We start from the raw sequence: 18,778 nt of genomic DNA on the forward strand, positions 1-18,778 counted from the left end.
GGTTTCTTTCCTGCCTCGGCCACCTTTCCATGGTCAGGGAGTAGCAGGCCTCATGCATCTTCTTGTCAACGGAATCCGGCGCCGGGTCACCGGTGAGATTCTTGTTCCGAACTCGAAGTACCACGCGCATCGTGCGCTGATCCTCGCCTCCCTCGCCGACGGCGTCAGCCTCGTTCACGGGCTGTCCGACGCCCGGCACGTCGAGTACACCGTGCGGCTGCTGCGGGACCTCGGCGTGCGGATCACCAAGGACGGGGGCACGTTCGTGGTGCACGGTCTGGGCGGGCGCTACCGGCCGCGCCGGCAGGCCGTCTCCGCCGGCAGTTCCGGCACCACGTTGTACTTCATGATCGGGCTGGCCTCGCTGTCGGACCGTGCCGTGTCGGTGACCGGGCAGAAGTACTTCAGGCGACGCCCGGTGGGCCCGCTGCTGCGCGCGCTGACGCAGATGGGCGTCCGGCTGGAGTCGGCGGACGACTGCCCGCCCGTCCATGTGCAGGGCCGCCGGCCCTCCGGCGGGCATGTCAGGATCGCGGGCACCCTGTCGCAGTGGATATCGGGCCTGCTCCTGCTGGCGCCGTTCGCGACCGGGCACACCACGATCGAGGTGGAGGGCGAGCTGAACGAGCGCTCCTACCTGGAGCTGACCGTGGCGATGATGCGGCAGTTCGGCCTCGAGGTCACCGTGTCCGACGGCTGGCGGCGCTTCGACGTCTCGCCCGGCCAGCAGGCACGTACCGTCGAGCTGACGCTGCCGCCCGACATCGGCTCGGCCGCGTTCGGCATCGCGACCGCCGCACTGCACCCCTGTGACGTCCTGCTGCGCGGCATCACGACGCTGCGCGGCGGCCCGGCCGACCATCCGGAGTTCCACTTCCTCGACATCGCGCGCTCCATGGGCGTGCCGATGGAACTGGACGCGCAGGCGGGCGGATTGCGCATCCGGCAGGACGCACCGAGGCTGACCGCGGTCGACGTCGACTGCCGAGACGTGCCGGACATGCTGCCGATCCTGTCCACGCTCGGCACGTTCGCGCACGGCGAGTCGGTGTTCCGCAACGTCGCGCACACCCGGCTCAAGGAGTCCGACCGCGCCGCGGCCATGCTCCAGCTCAACTCCATGGGCGGCCGGCTGGAGCTGTCGGCCGACGAGTTGCGGGTGCGGGGCGTGGACGGGCTGGTCGGCGCGAAGCTGTCGTCGTTCAACGACCACCGGGTCCTGATGTCGCTCGCGGTCGCGTCGTCGCGGGCGCGCGGCCGTTCGTCGCTGACGTATCCGAACGCGTACCGCATCTCGTACCCGTCGTTCCTCGACGCGATGAACACCCTCGGTGTGCCGATGTCGGTGCAGAAGGGTTCGGCGGGCTCCGCCGGGGAGGACACCCCCGCCGGACCCCCCCGGCAGGGGGCGGTCGTGCCGGAGGCGGCAGCGCGGACCACTCTGACGCAGTGGCTGCACCGGCGGGCCGCCGCCCGGCCCGACGACGTCGCCGTGGTCGACGTACGCTCCGACCACGACGAGGTCGTCACCTGGCGCGAGCTGGCGGACCAGGTGGACCGCGCGGCGGCCCTGTTGTTGCGGCTCGGTGTCCGGCCGGGTGAGAGCGTGGCGTACCAGCTGCCCAACCGGGTCGAGTTCGTCGTGGTGTCGCTGGCGGCGCTGCGCATCGGAGCCGTGTGCTGTCCCGTCATCCCGTTCTTCCGCGAGCGCGAGGTCGGTTTCGTGCTCAGGCGCTCCAAGGCCCGTGTGGTGGTGGTCGCGGACCGCCACCGCGCACGCCGGCCCGCGCAGGAGGTACTGGACCTGGCCGCGCGGGCCGGGTCGGACGTGTGCGTGGAGCACGTGGTGGTGCTGGCCGCGGCAGGGGGCGCCGCACAGCTGCCGGAGACCTCCGTGCGCGGGACGCGCGTGCACGACTGGTTGCGGGCGCTGGAGACGACGGTGGTCGACCGCGCCGCCCTCGACGCGATCGTGCCGACGCCGGACATGACGGCGCAGCTGCTGTTCACCTCGGGCACCACCAGCGAGCCCAAGGGCGTCACCCAGCCCACCCGCAACCTGCTCAGGGCCGCCGCGATGGAGGTGCGCCACCTCGGGCTCGGGGAGCGGGACGCGATCTGGGTGCCCTCGCCGCTCGCGCACCAGACGGGCTTCCTGTACGGCATGGTGCTGGCACTGGTGCTGGGCGTGCCGCAGATCCTGCAGCCCGACTGGGACGCCAAGCGAGCCCTGCGGTCGCTCAACGAGCACCGGGCGACGTTCGTGCAGGCGGCGACGCCCTTCCTGTCCGACCTGGTCAAGGCGGTGGAGGAGAGCGGCGAGACACCGCGGCATCTGCGGATCTTCGTGGCGACGGGCGCGATGGTGCCGCGTGCCCTCGCCGAGCGCGCCGGGCGCGTGCTCGGCGCGGATGTCTGCGGGGCGTTCGGCACCACCGAGACCTGTCTGGGGGCGCTGTCGGCGCCCGGGGACGAGGCGCGGCAGCGTTGGGGCTCCGACGGCCGGGCGCTGGAGGGCATCGAGCTGAGGATCACGGACGACGAGGGGCGCGTCCTGCCCGCGGGCGGGGAGGGCAACTTCGAGCTGCGCTCCCCCACGGTCTTCGGCGGTTATCTCGGGCGTCCCGACCTGACGGCCCAGGCGTTCACCGAGGACGGCTGGTACCGCACGGGTGACCTGGCGACGATCGACAGCGCCGGCTTCCTGCGGATCACCGGTCGTGTGAAGGACGTGATCAACCGCGGGGGCGAGAAGATCCCCGTCGCGGAGATCGAGCAACTGCTGTTCGGGCACCCTCTGGTGGCGGACGTCGCCGTGGTGGCCATGCCGGACGAGCGGCTGGGCGAGCGCGCCTGCGCGTTCGTGGTCCCGGGCGGCGGGGCGGAGCTGACGTTCGCGGAGATGCGGCGCTACCTGGACGGCCACCAGGTGGCCAAGCAGTACTGGCCGGAGCGTCTCGAACGGATCGACGCGCTGCCGCGCAACCCGATCGGCAAGGTGAAGAAGTTCGAGCTGCGGGCCTTGGCCCACGGTCTTCGGCCGCACGACGAGGACGCCGTCTGACAGTCCGCCCGCAGGGGCCGGCGCACCGCACCGGTGAAAGACGAGAGACGAAAGAGGACAGAGGCAGCAGATGACGGATGAGCAGCGGTTCCACGAGTTGCGTACCCGGGTCGAGGAATGGGTGGAGGGACCGGGCGAGCGCTGGGCCGAACGCATCGAGGAGACCGGTCAGGTACCCGAGGAGCTGTGGTCGGAGCTGAACGGCCTGGGGTTCCTGCGGCTTGCGGCTCCGGAGGAGTACGGCGGCCACGGCCTCGGCTTCGCGCGCTGGATGGAGCTGATGGAGATCTTCTCCCGCTCGCACGGCTCCGTTCGCATGATCGTGCATGTCGTCAACGGCATCTGGCGGTCCATGGACGGCCACGCCGACGACGAGCAGCGCAAGCGCTTCGTCATCCCCTCGGTCACCGGCGACATCAAGATCGCCTTCACGCTCACCGAGCCGGGCAACGGCACGGGCGCGGACATCACCACGTCGGTGGTGCGCGAGGGCGACACGTACTACCTGTCGGGGCGCAAGCATCTGATCACCTTCGGGGTGCGCTGCGACTACTTTCTGCTGGCCGCGCGCGTCGAGGGCAGCACCGGGCACGAGGGCACGGTGGCCCTGCTGGTGCCGCGTCACGCCCCGGGCGTCACGGTCGAGGACACCTCCCGGACGATGGGAGTGACGGGTACCGACCACGCGTCGCTGACCTTCGAGCGAACCCCGGTGCCGGTGGACCACCGGCTGGGAGCGGAGGGCGCGGGCCTGGAGGTGTTTCTCGGCGGCTTCCTCACCCCGTCCCGGATCTCCGTCGCGATGAGCTGTGTCGGGCTCGCCCAGCGCGCCCAGCAACTGGCCGTGGAGTACGCCCGCCACCGGGTGACCTTCGGCAAGTCGCTCACCCAGCGCCAGGCCATCCAGTTCATGCTGGCCGAGAACGAGGCGGACATCGAGGCGGCCAGGCAACTGGTCCTGCACGCGGCCCGCCGCTTCGAGGAGGGCGCGGCCGACGCGTCGATGCAGTCGTCGATGGCGAAGATGCACGCCGTGACGATGCTGACGAACGTCACCGACAAGGCACTCCAGGTGCACGGCGGCCTCGGCTACTGGAAGTCGCAGAAGATCGAGCGGGTCTACCGCGACGCCCGTGCCCAGCGCTTCGAGGAAGGCACCAACGAGGTGCAGAAGGCAGTGGTCTTCCGCGAGCTGCTCCAGCGCGCCGCGGCCCGCGACGGGGAAGGGACGCTCCGATGAACTCTCCGATGAACAACCGGCACGACGAGCAGGACGGGCGGATGTCCGAGCGTGAACGGGTCACCCTGATCACCGGGGCCTCGCGCGGTATCGGCCGGGCCCTGGCACTCACCCTCGCCCGGCGGGGCGGCACCGTGGTGGTCAACTACAAGAAGAACGCGGACCTGGCGCACAAGACCGTCACGGATGTCGAGGAGGCCGGCGGCCGCGGCTTCGCGGTCCAGGCCGACGTCGAGACCACCGCGGGGGTCACCGCGCTGTTCGACGAGGTGGCGCAGCGCTGCGGGCGGCTCGACCACTTCGTGTCCAACGCGGCGGCGAGCGCGTTCAAGAACATCGTCGATCTCGGCCCGCACCACCTGGACCGCTCGTACGCGATGAACCTGCGGCCGTTCGTGCTGGGGGCGCAGCAGGCCGTCGAGCTGATGGACGACGGCGGGCGGATCGTCGCGCTGTCCTCCTACGGCTCGGTCCGCGCCTACCCGACGTACGCGATGCTCGGCGGTATGAAGGCCGCCATCGAGTCGTGGGTGCGCTACATGGCGGTGGAGTTCGCGCCGTACGGCATCCAGGTCAACGCGGTCAACGGCGGGCTCATCGACTCCGACTCGCTGGAGTTCTTCTACGACGTCGAGGGCATGCCGCCCATGCAGGGCGTGCTCGACCGCATCCCCGCGCGCCGTCCGGGCACCGTGCAGGAGATGGCCGACACCATCGCGTTCCTGCTGGGCGACGGGGCCGGTTACATCACCGGGCAGACCCTCGTGGTCGACGGCGGACTCAGCGTCGTCGCCCCGCCGTTCTTCGCGGACGCGGGCGAGGCGCTCGCGCTGCCGCCCCGGCCGACGCGCGGCGCCTGAGCGGCGGCCCGACGGAGAGGGATCGGAGGGACCGCGAGTGTTCGATCATGTCTTCAGGCCCTGCGACATCGGCACGCTGACCGTGCCGCACCGCATCGTCATGGGCGCCATGCACCTGAATCTGGAGACCCTGGACGACGGTGGCGCGGCCCTGGCGGCCTTCTACGCGGAGCGGGTGCGCGGCGGCGCCGGACTGATCGTCACCGGTGGCGCCGCGGTGAACCGGTCGGGTGCCGGCGGCCCCGGCTACGGGGTGCTCGGCGACGACGGCCACAGGGCGGTCCTGCACCGGGCGGCCCGTGCGGTGCACGACGCCGGCGGGCTCATCGCGCTCCAGCTCTTCCACGCCGGGCGGTACGCGCTGCCCGGCGGCCGGGGCGAGGACGGCAGGGTGCCGCTCGCGCCGTCCGCCGTGTACAGCCGGTTCTCCCGCACTGTTCCACGGGCGATGACCGAGGAGGAGATCACCGGGACCGTCGCCGACTTCGCGCGGGCCGCGCGGACGGCGCGCGAACTCGGCTTCGACGCCGTGGAGGTGATGGGCTCCGAGGGCTACCTGCTCAATCAGTTCACCGCGCCGCTGACCAACCGGCGCGGCGACCGCTGGGGCGGTGACGCCGAGGGGCGCAGCCGGATGCCGGTCGAGGTGCTGCGGGCCGTACGGGCGGCGGTGGGCCCGGCTTTCCCGGTGCTGTTCCGGATGTCGGGCGCCGACCTCGTCACCGACGGCACGCCGTGGCAGCAGACGGCGGCGCTGGCCGTCGCGCTCGCCGAGGCCGGCGCCGACGCGCTCGCGGTGGGTGTGGGCTGGCACGAGTCGCCCGTGCCGACCGTGCAGGCCCAGGTGCCGCCGGGGACCTGGGCCGGGTACGCCGAGCAGGTCAAGCGGGCGCTGCGGGCTGCGGGCCACGGCGAGCTGCCCGTCATCGCCTCCAACCGCTTCCAGCAGCTCGCGCAGGCCGACGAGGCGCTGGCCGGGGGTGACATCGACCTGGTGGCCATGGCCCGTCCGTTCCTCGCGGACGCGGCCGTCGTCGGCAAGTCCCGCGCCGGTCGCAGCGCGTCGGTGGACCTCTGCATCGCCTGCAACGAGGCGTGTATCGACAGGTCCTTCGGCACCGAGAGGGTGTCCTGCCTGGTGAATCCGCGAGCGGGACACGAGCACGAGTTCCCCGGCTCCCCCGTCGGCGGCTCCGCCCCGCGCCGGGGCCGGTACGCCGTCGTCGGCGCCGGGCTCGCAGGGCTCGAGGCCGCCCGCACCCTGGCGAGACTCGGGCATGCGGTCGAGGTGTACGAGGCGGCCGGCGAGCCCGGCGGCCAGTTGCGGATGGCCGCCCGCGTGCCGGGCAAGACGGACTTCGGCGAGACGGTACGGCGGCGGGTCCGGGAACTCGACGCGCTGGGCGTCCCCGTCCGCCTGGGCCACCGTATCGGCGCCCGGGACGTGCCGCTGCTGCGCGGCATGGACGGCGTGATCGTCGCCACCGGGGTCCGCCCCCGTCGGCCGGAACTGCCTGGCCACACCATGCCGCACGTCCTCGACTACGCCCAGGCGTTCGCCGACCCCGACGCGCTCGGGGCGCGCATCGTCATCATCGGTGGAGGCGGCATCGCTGTCGACCTGGCCCATCTCCTCACCAGCCGATCCTCCACCGCCGTCACTCCGGCGGAATTCCTCGCCGCCCACGCCGTCACCAGGCCTTCGCCGCCGGTCCCGGTTTCCGGGACGAGCGGTGGAGCGGCCGGCAGGGCCCGCCAGGTGACCGTCATGCGGCGAGGCAGCAGAATCGGCGCCGGGATCGGCGCGTCCACCCGGTGGGTGGTGATGGCGGAACTGCGCGCCGCTGGAGTGCGTCTGCTCACCGGCATCGCGTACGAGGAGATCACACACGACGGCGTGCTCGTCGTGGACGCCGACGGCAACCGCCGGCTCGTGGACGCCGACCACGTCGTCCTGGCCGCCGGCCAGGAGAGCGAGCAGGACGTCGCCGCCATGCTCCACCGGACCGGCGTCCGCTTCGAGACCGCGGGAGGCGCCGCCGGCACCCAGGGTCTCAACGCCGTACGGGCCACCGCGCAGGGATTGCGCGCCGCACACCGCATCCTGGGGAACGCGGCGCCCGCGGCGACACGGGACCGGCTGCCCTTGCCGGGGCGGCCCCAGCGGTGACCGCCGGCCCGCACCTGCCGCACGGGCTCGCCGGCGGCCGGCGCGGATCCGGCGGTCCCGGTGTGTCAGCCGACGTCGCTGCGCAGGTATCCCGGCAGGCTCTGGCGGTTCTTGACCGCCAGCTTCCGGTAGACACGTGTCAGATGCTGCTCCACCGTACTGGGCGTGATGAACAGCTTTTCCGCGATCTCCCGGTTGGTGTAGCCCTTCACCGCCATCGAGGCGATCCTGCGTTCGGAGTTGGTGAGCGACGCGAGCCCCGTCGTCCCCTCGGTGTCCTGCGCCGGCCTCGTGTCACCGCTCATGTCCGGCAGCAGTTCCTGGCACAACGGTTGCGCCTTGCACATGTGCGCCACGTGCCACGCGCGCCGGACGATCACCCTGGCCCGGCGGTGCTTGCCCAGCGCGTGGTGCGCCCGGCCCAGGTCGGACAGTGTCCTGGCCAGTTCGTAGGAGCAGTCGGCCGCCTCCAGGATGTCGGCCGCCTCGCCGAGCAGCCGCGGGCGCTGCCCCAGCGAGCTGAACACGGCCATCTGCCGCAGCGCGAGGGCCCGGCTGACGGCGTCCTCCGGGCCGGGGATGGCCAGTTGGTCCTTCACCAGGCGCTTGGCCCGGTCCCGGTTGCCCTGGAGCAGCCACGCCTCGGCCGCGCTGGTCCGCCACGGCACGATGCCGGGCAGGTCCAGGCCCCATTTGCGCATGAGTTCCCCGCAGGACAGGAAGTCCCCGAGCGCGGCCCGCGTCCGGTTCGTGGCGAGATAGTAGTGTCCGCGCGCGTACAGGTAGTGCAGGCCGTACCGGCTCTGGAACATGTCGTCGGGGATGCTCCGGGTGACGAGCGCGGTGGCCTCGTCGAACTCGCCCATGCGGGCGTGGGCCAGGATCAGGGTGCCCAGGGGCAGGCCGACGGCGGTGCCCCAGCCCTGGACCGGGACGTGCTCCAGGGCCGACCTGCCACGCCGGACGGCTTCGGGGAAGGCGCCCCGGCGCAGCAGGATCTCCGCCTCGGCCGCGTCGAAGACGCTCTGCCACATCGGGGAGGGGCGCCCGTTGCGGCGGTCGTCCAGGCTGCGGCACCGGTCGGCGGCCTCGCCCAGACGACCGCTGTAGACCAGGGACATCAGCGCGAGAAGGGTGGCTTCCTCGGCCCAGGGGGCGTTGTGGTTGAGGTCGAGCTGGCCGAGGGCGTGCGAGGCCCATTCCTGGGTCTCGCCGCCGCGCCTGCGGATCAGCCCACCGGAGAGCGCACCGATCGACTGTAACCAGAAGGTCCTGCCCCTGGTGGTGGGCGCCCCCTCCGGTCCGGTCGGCGTGGCCCCGAGCGGCACCCGCCCCGCGAGCGGCGGGTAGGTGCAGGCGAGCCAGAGTTCCATGTCGTGCAGCTCGGCCGGATCCTCCGGGGCGCCGGGCGGGGCCAAGGCTGCGGCGGACGGCTGCGACGCCGGCCTCGTGCGCAGCAGGGCGAGCACGTCCGTGGCCTCGTGCGTGCGGTTCAGCCACAGCAGTTGCCGTACCAGCAGGATCGCTTCGTAGCGGCCCAGCCGGCCGGCGCGCGCCGCTTCCGTGAGGGCCATCAGGTGGCGCAGTGACGCCAGGGGGTTGAGCTGCCATTCGGCCTGGGCGAGCTTGGCCTGGATCGTCCAGCGGTCCTTCTCGCTCGTACAGGACCGCTGAGCCGCGTCCAGGTACCGCACGGCGCGGTGCACCTCGTCGCGCAGCAGCGCCTCGGAGGCCGCCTCCAGCAGCACGCGCAGCGCCCAGGGCTCCGGCACCTGCCCGGCCTCGGCCAGGTGCGGGGCGATGTCGATGGCACAGGCGCCCTGGCCGCGCAGCAGCCGCGCGGCCCGGTGGTGCAGTTCCTCCCGGTCCGGGGCCGGCAGGTCGTCCAGCACGGTACGGGGGGCCACCGGGTGCCGGAAGCGGTCGAGCAGCAGTAATCCGGCCTCCGTCATGGAACGCAGGGCGCGCTCCACGGTCGTGACGTCCGCATCGATCAGCGCCCCGAGTTCCCTCGGTGAGGCGTCGTCGCCGTACACCGCCATCGCGCGGGCCACCCGCAGCGTGTCGGGGCCGCTGCGGTACACGCAGGCCAACAGCGCGCGGCCGTAGCCCTGTTGACGCACCTCCCCGTACAGCCGCTCGTCGTCGATGAGCGCGTCGAGCAGCAGCGGGTTGCCGCCGCTGTACTCGAGGAAGCCGTCGCACAGCCTGCGGGCCGCCGCCGCGCCGAGGCGCAGGCCGATCAGGGAGCGCGCGCCTTCCGGTGAGAGCGGCGCGAGCCGTGTGACGACGAAGGAGGGCTGGCGCAGGAGTTCGGCATGGAACGGTGAGTGGGTCCGGCGCGGCTCGGCGAGTTCGGTGAGCACCATGAGCAGGGGGGCCGAACTCATCCGGCGGACCAGGTGCAGCAGGCACTGCTGCGACGCCACGTCCATGTGGTTGATGTCGTCGACACAGACCACGACCGGTGTGGCAGCGGCCAGTTCGGTGATCGGCGGGAAGAGGTCGTACAGAATCGTGGCCCTGTTGCGCTCCACGGTGTCGTGCACGCCCTCGGTGCGGGCCGACTCCATAAGGCCGCGCAGCACCGGCGAGACGCGCCCGCGCACCTCCGCCGGCAGCGCCGGACTGTCGAAGAGCTGACGGAGGATACCGAAGGGCAGACCCCCCTCCTCGGGAGAGCAGACGGCGTGCAGTAGGATCGCACGGGCGGACAGGACCTGTTCCGTCACTGCGCGCAGGAACTCCGTCTTGCCCACGCCCACTGTTCCCTCGAGCAGGAACACCTGACCCGCCGTGGGCTGAGGATCAGCCAGCCACGCCTGTACGGGCGCGATGTGCTTCTCGCGTTCCACCAGAACGGTCGACGGCTGCCCCGGTGGCCGGGACTGCGCTGCGCTCGACTCCAGGACGCCGCCGGCAGCCTGGCGGCCTTCTCCTTGCGTCACATCTCCCCCCATGTCATATCCGGGCTGCCGACACCCCGCCCACACATCACAGATATGAGGATCATGAAGCCAACGATAGCCAGAGCAACCGTCCACACCGCTGTCGCAATTCCCCCGCGCGTCCGTCACACAGAGAGAATGCGTTCACACTGAACGTGGAACCGCGCCCCTGCGAGCGGCGAGCGGACCGCCCCTCCCGTCCGGGCTGTCCTGGCCGGCAACGGGCACGTTTCGGGCGGCGGTTCGTCAGGCCGACGGCCTTGCCCGAGGCAAGTGCGGGAAAATCTCCGAGCGGCCGTGCCCGTTCGGGCGGCCGACTCCGGGGCACGCCTTCGTCGTCAGCCGGTCCGTCCGCCGTTCCGGCCTTCGGCCCTCATGGAGGCTCGTATGGCGCGCACCCTGCCATGCCTAGGCAATAACAAGCCACTCAAAAAGCCTTCTGCTCCTAGACAATAACGAGCCAATCCACAGTGGGGCGGCGGTTCGGGATGTCCTGCCGACGCCACCAAGGTCCGCCCGCGGGCACTCAGTTCGCACGTGACGTCGGCTTTCTCAGACCTCGCGGCCCGCTGCCGCCCTCCCGCCCCGACTCCACGGGCCGGCAGCGCCCGCCACCCGAGGCGGTGGCTGTCGGAGCACGGCGCGCGTCTCGATCCGCACGGTCTTCTTACCGAAGCAGACGTGTGCTCCGCACCGGGACGTCCGGCGCCCGGAGGAGACGAGCGGCGGTCGGTCGACCGGAACCGGTGGGCCATCGTGATCCCCCCTGAAGTCTCTTACGAGCCCTTGACCTTCCGCTTGACACGGCCCCGCGGCCCGCGGCCCAGAATGGCCGGTTCAGACGCTCCGCTCGTCACCGGCAGGCCGTGTCGCACCGCCGCTGACGGACCGTCGTCGACGCCCTCCCCCAACTCGCCCACGACAGTCGGGTCCCCGCGGCATGACAGGACGGCGTCGCCGCGGATGCCCTGGTGGCAAGGTGGCCCCGGAGGTGCCGGTGGGGTGTCCCGGCGCAGAGGGGATCTTGGCGTGGCAGTCACACAAAGGGCCCACAGGAAAAAATGGTCGCGGTGTTTGCCTTCTGGCTCACATGGACCCGAACTTCCCCCTGCTCTGCGCCATTTCAAGCGAATTCACCGAGTTGGTGAAGGTGAGGCTCGGTGGTGTCGTGGCGCGGGCGTCCATCGCCCCGCAACCACGATGGTCACACGGTAGGGGGAGAGGCATGCGACGGTCACTTCGGGGCAGGGTGGGGTCGCAGCCGTGAGCACACTGGTCCCAGCGTGGACGGCGCGGAAGTGCGCCTCGGCGGTGGTGGCGTTCCACACGCTCCGTGTCGTCGCAGCGCGCCGGCGCGGCCGCTGGTCTGGGGCGCATGAAACCGCCTGGAGCCAGGTGGAGTTCGACCTCGGTGCCGATGGCCACTTCGAGGGCGGGGTGGGCGGCGTCCAGCCGGTGGCAGGCGCCTGGGGCACGGGCGCCAAGCGGGCATGAGGGTGCCGGTGCTGATCGGACCCTGGCCGGATCGGCCGGGTGTGGTGGCCGACTGGGTGCCGCAGTCGGCCAGAACGGTGAGCAGGCCCGGCGCTGCGAAGGCGCACCATCGGGGTGGCGCGCGTCGGGTCACAGCCTGGCCTCCTTGGGGCGGAACACCAGTACCGGGCTGCTACGTGCGCGTCAGCAGGTGTACTCCCCGATCTCGGTGGCCCAGGTGGCCGAGGTCGTGGCGGAGACGGCGTCGCCGTACTCACCGGCCGCCCAGAGCGAGTAGGTGTCAAAGCCGTCCGGCGACATGCCGCTGTAGTCGCTGCCGGAGAGGTCGGTGCCGCCGGGCTGAGCGGAGAACATGCCCAGGGCGGGGTGCGCGCCGGGATCCGACGACACCCCGCGTCGCGTCGAGCACTGGATCAACGCCATCGAGATGGCCCCACGCCGCCGAGGCGCTCCTCCAAGGACCCCAGGACACCGCCCCGTTCACACCGGTACCCCGCGTCTGGTCCCACCAGCACGGCGTACGCATCCGGTCCGCCGGCATGCCCGGACTCGGCACGGGCATGACGGTCCTCGACGGCGACCCCGCCAAACGGCGCATGGTGGCGGGAGACACCCAGCCCGGCCCCGGCGGCGCGCCCGTCCTCGTCGGTGCGGTCGCCCCGGACTCCCCCCGGCAGCCAGATCGACTGCCACGACCGGATCGGGCACCCCCTGGCCTCCTGCCGAGGGGCGCCGAGCCGCCTGAGGCGCGGGGCCGTCACGGCCGGAACTGGCGGTGCGGGAAACACCGCACTACGACAGCACCGTACGAGGAGGCCAAGAGCGGTTACGGTCGCGCTGCGGCGAGTGAAGTGGATACGCGGTGGCCGCTGGTGTCGGTGACGACGGCCGGGGCGGCGCCGTTCCTCGGATGCAGGTGCTCCCCGGCGAGTTCGCGACGCTCGGCCTCGCCGCCGGCCCCGACGTGCACGACGCGGATCCGCCCACCCTCCCTACGCACACGTTCCCGCAACTCGTCCAGAGCCGCGGCCACGGCAGGCCGGTCGGGCAGCAGACACACGGACTGCTGCAGATACAGCGCTCCGAGCCCCTTCAGCTTCCGCCGCTGGAGGGCGAGGTCACGCGGGGCTTCGACGGGTAGCTGTCGCCGCGTATGCCTCAGCAGTCGGTCGGCCGGTTCCCTGTCGGCTGGGCTGAGCTGGTGACGAAGGCCGCTGCTGTGATTCGGGTACGTCGTGGGATTCGGCCTGTGATCAAGGCGGAGAGGGCGAGCGCGGAGGACGCCGAGACGAGGCCGCCCAGGACCAGGGTCGAGCAGGCGCCGAGGGTGTCCGACACCAGGCCGACCAGGGGGGCACCTACGGGAGTGCCGCCGAGGAGGACCAGGAAGTAGACGGACATGACGCGGCCCCGCAGTGCCGCTTCGGCATGGAACTGGGTCAGCGCGTTGGCGGTGGTGGTCACGAGCACCGCGGCGAATCCGGTGGGGATCAGCAGCGCCGTGAACGTGCCGTAGCCCGGCATCAGGCCCTGCGCTGCTTCCAGCGCACCGAACACGACCGTGGTGGAGATCAGACGGCGCGCGGTGGGTTGCTTACCGCAGCTCGCCCCGTAGATCGCGCCGATGAGGCTGCCCAGGGCGTACGCGGCGGAGAGGCAACCGAAGGCGGCGGCGCCCGTGTGGAAGACCGTGATCGCCACGAGGGAGATGGTGACCTGGAAGTTGAGGCCGAAGGTGCCGACGAAGGCGATGAGACTGATCGGCAGGAGCAGTTCGGGCGTCGACGCGATGTGACGAAGGGCGTCCCGCAGTCGGGTACGACCGACTCGGGGCCGGCCGTGGTCCGGCGGGTCGTCTGTACGCATGGTGAGCAGGCCGTAGAGGACGGGCAGGTACGAGGCGGCGTTTACGAGGAACACCGGGCCCGTGCCGAAGGCGGCGACCGTCAGGCCGGCGAGAGCCGGGCCGAGGGTGCGTGCCACGTTGAACTGGGCGGAGTTCAGGCTGACCGCCGTGGCCACGCGATCACGGGCGACCAGTTCGGAGATGTAGGCGTTGCGGGCGGGGCTGTCCACGGCGGTGGCGGTGCCGAGGGCGAAGGCCAGCGCATGGACGGACCACAGATTCACCGCGCCGGTGACGGTCAGCAGCCCGAGCAGGAGTGACTGCGCGCCCATGGCGGTCTGGGTGAGCAGCAGAAGCCGCCGTTTGGGGTACCGGTCGGCCAGGACCCCGCCGGTCAGGCCGAACAGGGTCTGCGGCAGGAACTGCAGCGCGGTCACGATGCCGACCGCGCCGCCGCTGTTACCGGTGAGGTGGAGCACGAGCAGGTCCTGCGCGGCACGCTGCATCCAGGTACCGATGTTGGAGGTCAGCTGCCCGAGCAGGTAGCGACGGAAGTTCCGGACGGTGAGCACGGCCGTCACCGGCAGGCGAGAGCCCTCGCTCATGGAACCCGAGGGGCGTACGCGCCGCCGGTGACGGACAGCTCGACATCTTCGACGTGGTGGACGGTCGGGTGCGGGTGCATGAGAAAGGCGTGGTGGGAGATGTTCCAGGCGTAGGCGCCGGCCAAGGCGAAGGCGACCCGGTCACCGACGCGCAGCCGTTTCACCGTGACCCGGCGTGCCAGGACGTCCTTGGGCGTGCACAGCTGGCCGACCAGCGTCACCGGCTCGTCCCGGGCCTCCGGGCGTTCCCAGTGCCGCGGCCAGATGTCGTCGGGGATCACCTCGAAAGGCTGGTCGTGCTGTTTCGCGGCCGGGGTGCGCAGATGGTGGGTGCCTCCGCGCAGCACGGCGAACGCCTGCCCGCGGCTGAACTTGATGTCCAGCACCTGGGTGACGTACCAGCCGCAGTAGGCGGTGACCGAGCGGCCGGGTTCGATCCGCAGCCTGAGGCGGGGGTGGCGGGCCAGGAGCGGGCGTAGTCCGGCTCCGAAGGCGGACCAGTCGAACACCTTGCGCGGGTGGGCGTAATCGACGCCCATTCCCCCGCCGGCGTTCACCTCGGACAGGTCGACTCCGCGTTCGTGCGCCCAGTCCTCGGCCCAGGTCAGGACCTCGTCGATCAGCTCCAGTTGGGCCGGGGCCCGCAGGCCGCTGGCCAGGTGGAGGTGCAGGCCACGCAGTCGGATACCCGGGGTCGAGGCGATCAGCTCCAGGCAGCGGTCCAGCAGCGCGGGGTCCATCCCGAAGGGGCTGGGGTGGCCGCCCATGACGAGGGCGACCTGGCCGGGATCGACGGGCAGGTTGACGCGCAGCAGGACATCGGCGCTCCGGTCGCCCAGCAGGGTGGTGAGGAGACGTAGCTCGTGCTCGCTCTCGACGTGCAGTCGCTCCACTCCGGCTTCCAGTGCCTGAGCCAGCTCTGTCTGCGTCTTGCCGGGGCCGCCGAAGGCGATCGGCGTATCGGGAGTGAGCGCGCGGACGTGGCTCAGCTCGCCGCCGGAGGCCACCTCGAAGCCGTCGACGTGCGCGGCCAGGGTCCGCAGGATCCGGGGGTCGGAGTTGGCCTTGACCGCGTACAGCAGCTCGACGCGTTCCGGCAGTGCGGCCCGGATCGCGTGCACGTGCTCGCGCAGGGCCGGGAGGTCGTAGATGTACGCGGGCAGGTCGTCGTCGGTCAGCCGTCGGACGTGCTCGAGCAGTGCGGGCCTCACCGGACCACCTCGCGGGGGAAGTCGGCGCCGAGGGGGCTGGGCAGGGGGACGTAGGTGGCGTGCCGGTCGGCCTCGCGGGACCAGCGCAGGAGGAGGTTCGCCTTGGCGGGCAGAGGTACGCCGGAGAGCAGGGCGCGCAGGCGAGGTGGGTCAGCGGCGGTGCGGGCGTAGGCTTCGAGGTGGTCGCGGACCAGGCCCCAGAGGGCGGGTTCCAGCGTCGGGTCGAGGTCGGCCAGGGCGCTGAGCACTTCGGCGGTGTGGTTGACCAGGAGGCAGTACGCGACCCGGTTCCAGCCGCGTTCGGGGTCATAGGTGAGGGGACCTCGGACGTCCTCGGGCAGGGTGTCGAGGGCGCGCTGGTGGTGCGCGGGCAGGAGCTTGGTGCCTTCCAGGTCGCGGAAGAGCATCTGCGCCGGGGCGCCGTCGGGCTGCACGCCCACGACGACGTTCTGCAGATGGGGTTCCAGGACGACGCCGTGTTCGAAGTAGGCGGCCAGCACAGGTGGCAGCAGCAGCCCCAGATATGCGTCCCACCAGGCCAGGACGTCCCCGTCGCCGCGGGCGAGCAGGTGGGAGACGTGGGCTGTCCCGGTCGGGTACTCGTCCGCCACCGCGGCGGCCAGCAAAGGGGTCACCCCGGGACGCAGGTGGGGGCGCAGGCCGGAGCGGACGATGACGCCGAGGCCCTCCAGGAGTTCGCCCGTGGAGTCGAGCGTGCGGTACCCGGGCTCGGCAAGGAGCGCGCATCCCGGGAAGCGGCCGGCCAGTTCGGTGAAGACGGGCTGGAGCAGCCGGTTGAGGGTGACAGCGCCGGTCAGTTCGTAACTCGCGTGTCTGCGGACGCAGTTGGTGAGGCGGACGTTCAGGCTGAACTTCAGGAAGGTGTCGGTGCCGGGGTCGTACAGCGTGCGCACGGATGCGGTCGGCACCAGCTCCGGTCCGCTCACCCCGGTGTCGACGACATCACCGGCGGCCACTGCCTTCCGTAGCCGGTCGTGGTCCTGGAGCAGCCGGTACTGCCAGGGGTGCACCGGCAGGATCACGAATCCCGGGTCGGCCGTCGGGCACAGCGCGTCCATCTCCCGCAACTCGCCCTCCTCACAGATGAGATGGCGGCGCACTGCCAGGTAGCGCAGGCGGAAGCGGGCGCCGGTCTCCGGGCCGTACGCCAGCCAGTCCGCCGGGTCGCCGGTGCGGGACTTGGGGGTGGGGTGGAAGCGATGACCGAACACCAGGGACTGCTCCGACGCCACGTACGGATCCGGGTGCGGCGCGGCGCCCGCCCGCTCCTCCAGGGCGGTGCGGATCGTCTCCCGGCTGTCGCCGACCTGGTTCAGGAACTCCTCGTTGGCGACACCCGTGCGCAGTTCCAGTTCGTCCTGGACGTAACCGGCCAGCTCCCGCCAGCCCACCGTCGTCCAGGCGTCGTCGTCGAGCCGCTGCACCGGGCCCTGGAAGCGGTGGGCTCCCACCAGCGAGACCCGGCGCAGCGGGCACCGCAGCAGGATGCCCCGGCGGGGCAGGCGTAGCAGGAGGTGGTCGTGGTCGACGGTCACCTGGTGCTCGGGCCCGGACACCTCGCGGATCAGGCAGTTGAGCAGCGTGTGGGCGGTGACGGCGTCGGCTGTCCGCACCGGTTCACCGACCGATGCGGCGACGAGGCGGTGCTTGGGGGCGGTGCCGGTGGTCATACGGTCACTCCAGTGGGACGACGATGCGTGTGGGATGTCAACGGCACAGGGCCAGCGGGTTGGGCACGGGCGTCCACTGCGCCCTGCCCGGGTTCTCGGCCAGACGCATGGCGATCGTCGCCTTCAACGGCATCGTGTCGCCGAAGAACGCCGCCGCGTCCTCCTCGTTCAGCAAGCCGGCGTACACCTGTCGGCCGATCTCGGCCACCGCGCCCCAAAGCGCCCGGGGATCGGCCGCCCGTGTCCGGCTGAGGACGGCGACCAGTTCGCTGAAGACTCCGCTGATCAGGCCGCCGAACAGCTTGGTGCGCAGTGCGCTGGTGTCGTCGCCCGCGCGGGTGCCGAGCAGCGGCGGCAGCGTGAAACCGCACCGGGCCAAGCGGCGCGGGCTGACGCGTACGCCGTCCAGGTCCCGGTACAGAACGCGTACCGGCCGCCCGTTGCGCAGCACGACCAGGGTGTTCTGGCCGTGGGCCTCCAGTGCCACGCCCATGGACAGCAGCGTCAGCGCCGACGGCAGGATCAGCCCGGCGAAGTCCGCCAACCAGCGCACCGGGTCGCCTGACACCACGGCGGCTCCGGTCGCGTGCACGGCGGTGAGCGGAACCGCGATCTCACCGGCGTCGAGGTAGCACTCGGTCGACTCCCGGATCATCGCCGCCAGGCTCGCGGAGGGCTGTCCGTCCACGCGCACCGCGCCGCCGCCCAGCTCCCGCAGGATGCGCAGGCTGCCGCCGTAGCCGGCCTTGTCGATGACGGCCGCGACCAGGTCGGACAGCGGGGGCCCGTCGGCGACCTCGGCCGGGGAGATGGTGCGCCGGTAATTGGTGACCTGCACGTCGAGCGCGGTCTTGATGTGGCAGCCGGGCAGGACGCCCAGCGGGGCGAGGGTGCGCAGCGACAGCAGCGGTCGGGCGGGGATCGTCTCTTCCACGACGGCCAGATCGGGGTGGTGCGCGAGCACGTGGTCGCGCTGCCAGGGGTGCAGCGGGAGGAGGATCGTGTCGCCGTCGCGCAGATGCCTCGGCCATTCGCCGGCGCCCTGCCAGCGGTCGGCCGGGACACGGAGCAGTGCCAGCTGGACAACGGGGTGATGCTCGGGGGCGAAGGCGAGTACGTCGGCGACCGACATGCCGGTACGTGTCCGGCAGCAGGGGTGCTGCGGGTGGCCGTCGACCACCGCCTGCTCGGCATCCGCCGAGTCCTTCGGCGGGACTGTTCCGCCGGAGTTCGCGGCCCTGGCCAGGGCCAGGTTGACCACGCTGTTGTCCAGCTCGGCCGCCAGTCGCTGCGCCGCCGGGGTACGCAGACCCAGTTGCGCCAGCAGCTCCGCCGGCCCGCGGATCGGACCCTCGGGCCCGGCTACGGCGAAGTCCTCGGACACCTCGGCGAACGGCTGCGCGCTGGACTCTGCCGCCGAGAGTGAACCACCCCGCCGCAACTCGACCACCCGTGCGCCGGGCTCGCGGCGGTGCCCGCTCAGGCCGGGCAGGGGTTCTCGTACGAAGGCCCCCCACAGCCGGGCCAGAACGGTGGCGCGTGCCGTGGGGAGTGCGGTCGTGAAGGGCTCCACCAGGTCCGGGCGCGTGCGGCGTAGTTCATCAAGGGGCATGGGGCATCCCAGGTGCTTGTGGGGGCGCTTGTCGCGC

At 71.8% G+C, this 18,778-nt stretch carries 12 protein-coding genes; 5 read left to right on the top strand and 7 right to left on the bottom strand.

Features of this window, described 5'->3' with window-relative positions; translation table 11 throughout:
* Nucleotides 1-52: 52 nt before the first annotated feature.
* The 4 genes from aroA (at nt 53) to ACZ60X_RS26365 (ending at nt 7,334) form a co-directional block, all read left to right on the top strand.
* Complete coding sequence (gene aroA, locus ACZ60X_RS26350; protein ID WP_469603155.1) at nt 53-3,064, top strand: 3-phosphoshikimate 1-carboxyvinyltransferase; 3,012 nt, start codon at nt 53-55, stop codon at nt 3,062-3,064.
* 70 nt (nt 3,065-3,134) lie between these two features.
* Nucleotides 3,135-4,304, top strand: coding sequence for an acyl-CoA dehydrogenase family protein (locus tag ACZ60X_RS26355; protein ID WP_469603158.1), 1,170 nt, complete (start codon nt 3,135-3,137; stop codon nt 4,302-4,304).
* A 41-nt stretch (nt 4,305-4,345) separates the two neighbouring features.
* The gene (chcA, locus tag ACZ60X_RS26360; RefSeq protein ID WP_469603632.1) at nt 4,346-5,164 is read left to right on the top strand and encodes a 1-cyclohexenylcarbonyl-CoA reductase; all 819 of its coding nucleotides are present in this window, start codon (nt 4,346-4,348) and stop codon (nt 5,162-5,164) included.
* 37 nt (nt 5,165-5,201) lie between these two features.
* Nucleotides 5,202-7,334, top strand: coding sequence for an oxidoreductase (locus ACZ60X_RS26365; RefSeq protein ID WP_469603160.1), 2,133 nt, complete (start codon nt 5,202-5,204; stop codon nt 7,332-7,334).
* Between the two features lie 65 nt (nt 7,335-7,399).
* Here the strand turns inward: ACZ60X_RS26365 and ACZ60X_RS26370 are convergent, their stop codons facing one another.
* Nucleotides 7,400-10,282: a helix-turn-helix transcriptional regulator gene (locus ACZ60X_RS26370; RefSeq protein WP_469603163.1), complete on the bottom strand. Its 2,883-nt coding sequence runs from the start codon at nt 10,280-10,282 to the stop codon at nt 7,400-7,402.
* Nucleotides 10,283-11,545: 1,263 nt separating this feature from the next.
* Here ACZ60X_RS26370 and ACZ60X_RS26375 point away from each other — a divergent pair.
* A complete protein-coding gene (locus ACZ60X_RS26375) occupies nt 11,546-11,776 on the top strand; it encodes a hypothetical protein (RefSeq protein ID WP_469603166.1) in 231 nt (76 codons plus the stop codon).
* 183 nt (nt 11,777-11,959) lie between these two features.
* On the opposite strand, the gene ACZ60X_RS26380 is transcribed toward ACZ60X_RS26375, so the two are convergent.
* The 6 genes from ACZ60X_RS26380 to ACZ60X_RS26405 form a co-directional block, all read right to left on the bottom strand.
* Complete coding sequence (locus ACZ60X_RS26380; RefSeq protein WP_469603169.1) at nt 11,960-12,199, bottom strand: hypothetical protein; 240 nt, start codon at nt 12,197-12,199, stop codon at nt 11,960-11,962.
* Between the two features lie 403 nt (nt 12,200-12,602).
* Nucleotides 12,603-12,836, bottom strand: coding sequence for a hypothetical protein (locus tag ACZ60X_RS26385; protein WP_469603171.1), 234 nt, complete (start codon nt 12,834-12,836; stop codon nt 12,603-12,605).
* Between the two features lie 98 nt (nt 12,837-12,934).
* The gene (locus ACZ60X_RS26390; protein ID WP_469603174.1) at nt 12,935-14,227 is read right to left on the bottom strand and encodes an MFS transporter; all 1,293 of its coding nucleotides are present in this window, start codon (nt 14,225-14,227) and stop codon (nt 12,935-12,937) included.
* Nucleotides 14,224-15,438, bottom strand: a complete 1,215-nt coding sequence (locus ACZ60X_RS26395) for a type III PLP-dependent enzyme (protein WP_469603177.1) — start codon at nt 15,436-15,438, stop codon at nt 14,224-14,226. The genes ACZ60X_RS26390 and ACZ60X_RS26395 overlap by 4 nt, the downstream gene beginning before the upstream one ends.
* Complete coding sequence (locus ACZ60X_RS26400) at nt 15,435-17,129, bottom strand: IucA/IucC family protein (protein WP_469603180.1); 1,695 nt, start codon at nt 17,127-17,129, stop codon at nt 15,435-15,437. The genes ACZ60X_RS26395 and ACZ60X_RS26400 overlap by 4 nt, the downstream gene beginning before the upstream one ends.
* Nucleotides 17,130-17,166: 37 nt before the next feature.
* On the bottom strand, nt 17,167-18,741 hold the full coding sequence (locus ACZ60X_RS26405; RefSeq protein WP_469603183.1) for an IucA/IucC family protein: 1,575 nt from the start codon (nt 18,739-18,741) through the stop codon (nt 17,167-17,169).
* Nucleotides 18,742-18,778 lie beyond the last annotated feature (37 nt).

It is taken from the genome of Streptomyces sp. NPDC104106 (assembly GCF_055584345.1).